Origin of the sequence: Shewanella sp. SP1S1-7, from assembly GCF_031932105.1 — a bacterium.
GTDB lineage: Bacteria > Pseudomonadota > Gammaproteobacteria > Enterobacterales > Shewanellaceae > Shewanella > Shewanella baltica.
The window spans coordinates 1-4111 of sequence record NZ_JAUOEU010000057.1 but is presented as its reverse complement, the minus strand read 5'-3'; the positions used below and the strand labels follow the sequence as shown (position 1 = coordinate 4111).

At 43.6% G+C, this 4111-nt stretch carries 8 protein-coding genes; all 8 read right to left on the bottom strand.

Annotation, left to right across the window (positions count from 1 at the left end):
- The coding region (locus tag Q4Q49_RS21880; protein ID WP_312000432.1) for a hypothetical protein at positions 1-456 on the bottom strand (456 nt) is incomplete at its 3' end.
- 82 nt (positions 457-538) lie between these two features.
- Positions 539-994: an NUDIX domain-containing protein gene (locus Q4Q49_RS21875; protein ID WP_312000431.1), complete on the bottom strand. Its 456-nt coding sequence runs from the start codon at positions 992-994 to the stop codon at positions 539-541.
- A 120-nt stretch (positions 995-1114) separates the two neighbouring features.
- Positions 1115-1552 carry a GNAT family N-acetyltransferase gene (locus tag Q4Q49_RS21870; RefSeq protein WP_006086986.1) on the bottom strand — a complete coding sequence of 146 codons (438 nt, stop codon included), beginning with the start codon at positions 1550-1552 and terminating at the stop codon, positions 1115-1117.
- A gap of 91 nt (positions 1553-1643) precedes the next feature.
- Positions 1644-2048, bottom strand: coding sequence for a hypothetical protein (locus Q4Q49_RS21865; protein WP_113941475.1), 405 nt, complete (start codon positions 2046-2048; stop codon positions 1644-1646).
- Between the two features lie 105 nt (positions 2049-2153).
- Positions 2154-2546: a VOC family protein gene (locus Q4Q49_RS21860; RefSeq protein WP_306178892.1), complete on the bottom strand. Its 393-nt coding sequence runs from the start codon at positions 2544-2546 to the stop codon at positions 2154-2156.
- Between the two features lie 102 nt (positions 2547-2648).
- Positions 2649-3059 carry a DUF5086 family protein gene (locus Q4Q49_RS21855; protein WP_113941477.1) on the bottom strand — a complete coding sequence of 137 codons (411 nt, stop codon included), beginning with the start codon at positions 3057-3059 and terminating at the stop codon, positions 2649-2651.
- 75 nt (positions 3060-3134) lie between these two features.
- Entirely contained in the window at positions 3135-3560 is a 426-nt protein-coding gene (locus Q4Q49_RS21850) for an N-acetyltransferase (RefSeq protein WP_312000430.1), read from the bottom strand.
- Between the two features lie 106 nt (positions 3561-3666).
- Complete coding sequence (locus Q4Q49_RS21845; protein WP_006083858.1) at positions 3667-4029, bottom strand: hypothetical protein; 363 nt, start codon at positions 4027-4029, stop codon at positions 3667-3669.
- Positions 4030-4111: the final 82 nt, after the last annotated feature.

The following is a 4111-nucleotide window of genomic DNA, read 5'->3' as shown; positions in this document are numbered from 1 at the left end:
ATATTCATGTTTAGAGCCTATAAATGATTCGGAGTCAGACCAAGCCAAATACTCATGTTCGAGTTTTGCAAACTCCAAGAACAGTTTGCTAAGGCGATTTATTGCAGCAGGCTCTGTTTGAATGCAAAACTCAAAGACTTCTCGGTAAGGTAAATCTCGGTTATTACAAAACCTGATTTGAATTGCAGAGCTACCGCGCGAGTTTGTAGTAAACACCTGTAACCGGAAATAATACGCGAACCTATCTTCTGGCTTCTCGGAGCCAATTTCATACAGAAATATATCACCAATTTGTCGGGGAAACGTTGCTAATCTCTTGCCAATTTCTGTGAAAGCATCGGCATTATCGTAATACTCAAAACGAGATTTTATGTTCCCATTTGAAACATCCCATACCAACTGAACGTGATATGGCTCTTCATAAGGAATTCTCTCAATTCTTAGATAATTACTCATAGCACCCTTGATGCATAACGTTTGGTTAAGGGGCGGGCTTTAGCCCGTCCCAGTGAGCGAAGCGAACGGTTTGAACCAGTTGTTAGGCGCAATGTTGGCGCTCGCTCAATACTGCGCTCAAAAGCTCAGGAATCCACTCGGGTTTGAATATGATTGGATTCTCATTTTGTATTTCTTTAATACTCCACCATTTCCATTTTTGAATGGTGCACTTTTCTTCGTCGGTCCATTCTGCCGCGAATATATTCGAATTTATTGGGCACTCTACTAGATAGTATTTTTCTAGCCAGCGCGCAGGTGTTGAGCGTGCTACGGCATATACTTCATCTCGCTCTTTCAGGAGTTGTCCAATTTTTAGAGTAAGTCCAGTTTCCTCGTATAGCTCCCGTGCGGCGGCGTCAGTGTAGCTTTCTCCTGTTTTAAGCTCGCCGCCAGCGGTTGCCCAGAATGGTGCTTGATGCTCGTCCTTGTATAAAAATAATAAAAGGCGTCCTTCGCTATCTACGATAAATAATCTCGAAGATTTTCTGACTTCCATTTCTGCTCCAAGTGAAATATGTACTTTGATTGGATTGTGCCTAACGCTCGCCTAAACGGCGAGCAACTTGTTGCGAGTCCAGCGGCCGCAGGCCACGATGTTTAAGGCGATTGTTAGAGCTCACAGCTTGATGACTGCCAACATATCTTCACCATCGTCATCCAAACCCACTTCCTGAAAGCCAAAACTAGAATAAAAATCTTTGGCGACGGTGTTCTCAGGGTCATAGCAAATTTCTATTTCTTTTACTTTGTCACTGGCTTTGATTTCATTGAGTGCCAAATTTAGCGCAGTTCTACCAATACCCGCTTTTTGATAACGTTGATCCACCATAAAGCGCCAGATAGAAACTCTTTCAGGTGCTTCAGATACCCACATGAAAAAGCCAACAGGTTTATCGTTTTGATAGATTGCCTTACAGGTATGCCCTTGGCAGTAATGTGACTCAACCAAAGACCACATATTGCTAGCAACATATTCCTGCTGCTCATCAGTGACATCCAAGTCACATACTGCTTCATAATTTGAACTTGTAACGTCTTCCAGTGTGATACTCATGACTTTCCTTAGCTCTAACGTTTGGTTAAGGGGTGGGCTTTAGCCCGTCCCAGCGAGCGGAGCGAGCGATTTGAACCAGTTGTTAGGCGTGCTAGGTGATTTGTAGGTTTTTTGGATATGGAAATTTGCCTGACTCGTAGCTGTTCCAGAGAGACTCTAAAAAATGATGTGAAACTCCTAAGATATTTGCCTTGGTGATGAGATCAAGATCATCTGATACATAACTGGCAAGCTCACTCTGCGATGTGGCTTTGCTTACTAAAAGAAAGCTGATTTTCTGAATATTATATAGTTTTGTTTTAGTTGGTTCTGGCTGAGCACTACATTCCCAAGCGTTTTCAATACTCTTAAACAAGTTACTCCACTCAATACCGAATGTAGGATGGTTATCTCGTGCATTCAATGCTAATTCCACATCGAGAGTAGCGTAATAGGAGGCAGGCAAGAGGCTGCCTGTTTCAATCCCCTCCAAAATTCTGTCTAAGAACTGGGTCATTTTGAACTATGCCTAACGCCCATTTAAGGGGCTGAAAACAGTTTGCTAAAATGTGTAGCGAAGCGAAACCGAGCAAACTGTTAGCAGTCCCGCTTTAAATTCTTGTTAGAATTCACTGGCTCGAATTTGGAAAATATTGCCCTCTGGATCATGAGCATCACACACTCTATTGCCTTGAAATAGCCATTCACGTTCTGGCTCATTTAATTTGCCACCTAGCTGCTCAGCTATTTTTCGGGTAGTTACAAGATTTTTAACGGGAAAACAAATTTTAATCGCTGTGTTTTCTCTGCGTTCTGGTGGTGATGAGATTGCAATTTTAGCTGCGATTGCGGGTGCTAGAGCTACCACCGTTAATTGAAAGCTTGGTGACTCAAGTAGCACATAGTCAGGTTCTTTATGAGTTACTGGTAGACCAGCAAGCTCAGAATAAAACTGGCTCACTCGCTGAATGTCTTTTGCGTAGATAACTGCTCCCGCGACGAATTGTCCTTTCATTCGATCCTCCTTGAAGCCGCTGGGGCAACTGTGTGAGCTCTAACGCCAAGTTCAGTGGTGGCACTCCGTGTCGGGCATCCACTGCAACGCCTGGTTATGCATTTACATGCACTCTATTAAGGATGTGTCGCAAATTGCCCCACCCTTGCCATTGTTTTCTTTCTGCCAAGACGAATAAGCATTGTCAAAAGATTCAGGATAAACACCGCCTTTATTCAGAGGGTCTTTAACACTGGCCTTCAATGCTTTTTTTGTGATTGCCATATGGCGAACTAGGCGCTCGACTTGCCAAGCAGCATTGCCATGTTTTCGACCAATCACTTCAATATGAAATACACCGGTAGTCGCTGCGCTCTCAAGGTTATGAATGATGACCCACCGACTCATATTTTCGGTAGATTCAATAGTCCAGATTCCGGCCTTGTGTGTAGCTAGATCTGAAGCAAATGCGCTACTTGCAAGCAGGCCAGAGATCAACCATAAAATTCTGTGCACATAAACCTCAAGATGCATAACGCCAAGCTAAGCGGAAAATTCTTGCGCTTTGGCCGAAGGCCAGTGAGTATTTTTCCATGCTTGAGCGCCTTGTTATGTGCCGGAACTCATTATGTACTCTGGGTGTCCCGTATGCTCGTCCAGTTGCTCACTGACGACTGCGAAACCTTGAGACAAATAGAACTGATAACTAGCCTGATTTTCCTTGTATACGGAAAGGCTCAAGATCGCCCTTTGAGCTTTGGCATGACTTAATAATTGCTTACCAATGCCTTTACCCTGAAATTCAGGAAATACGAATATAGCTGCCAAAGTATTTTCATACAGTGCATAAAAACCAACTGTTTTCGACTCGATTTCATAAACGAAAACTTCTGAAGCAGGAATATAAATATTACGCATGCTCTCAACTTGAGATCCCCAGAAGTCCGCTGGGACGAAATCATGCGCTTTAACAGAGGCTTCAAGCCAGATCTCAAGAACCGAATCTAAGTCATGTGAATTGTACTTTCTTATCATTTTCGAACTCTAGATTTCCAAATTTATCGGGGCAACATAACGCCGCCAACAGCGGCCGAGCATAGCGAGGTCCAGCGCACGTAGTGCGCGATGCTGCTTGGCCTTGTTATGTGTGTGGTGCAAGGTACGAGCTATATTCATCTTGGACGACGCCTTGATTTACAAAATTGAGCTCACTAATACCCAACTCTTTAGCCGCATCTTCAATATCATCGCAATGGACTAATTTTACTGGTTCATCGTACTCTCCTGATGGAGAGTCAAATGTATATATATCAATGTAATCTTCTGAACCTTGGTCATAAGCTTCCCAAAGACATCCGCTAACACCACTGCCTGACTGTTCGAATGAAGCCCAACGAATACACCTTTCCTTGTTGACGATGAATCCACCTAGGAATATCTCAACTAGCTTTCCGCGACGTAGAGCTGAATTTGCCTCTTGAATAGTTAAGTATCTACGAGCCATAAATCATCCTGAACACATAACGCCCGCAATAAACGGCGTGAGGAACGAACGTCCGGCGACCGTAAGGAGCGAATTTCATTGC

Coding starts and splice junctions, on each gene's coding strand:
- Q4Q49_RS21875 (WP_312000431.1), bottom strand. CDS start 994: ATGGAAGTCAGAAAATCTTCGAGATTATTTATCGTAGATAGCGAAGGA.
- Q4Q49_RS21870 (WP_006086986.1), bottom strand. CDS start 1,552: ATGAGTATCACACTGGAAGACGTTACAAGTTCAAATTATGAAGCAGTA.
- Q4Q49_RS21865 (WP_113941475.1), bottom strand. CDS start 2,048: ATGACCCAGTTCTTAGACAGAATTTTGGAGGGGATTGAAACAGGCAGC.
- Q4Q49_RS21860 (WP_306178892.1), bottom strand. CDS start 2,546: ATGAAAGGACAATTCGTCGCGGGAGCAGTTATCTACGCAAAAGACATT.
- Q4Q49_RS21855 (WP_113941477.1), bottom strand. CDS start 3,059: ATGCATCTTGAGGTTTATGTGCACAGAATTTTATGGTTGATCTCTGGC.
- Q4Q49_RS21850 (WP_312000430.1), bottom strand. CDS start 3,560: ATGATAAGAAAGTACAATTCACATGACTTAGATTCGGTTCTTGAGATC.
- Q4Q49_RS21845 (WP_006083858.1), bottom strand. CDS start 4,029: ATGGCTCGTAGATACTTAACTATTCAAGAGGCAAATTCAGCTCTACGT.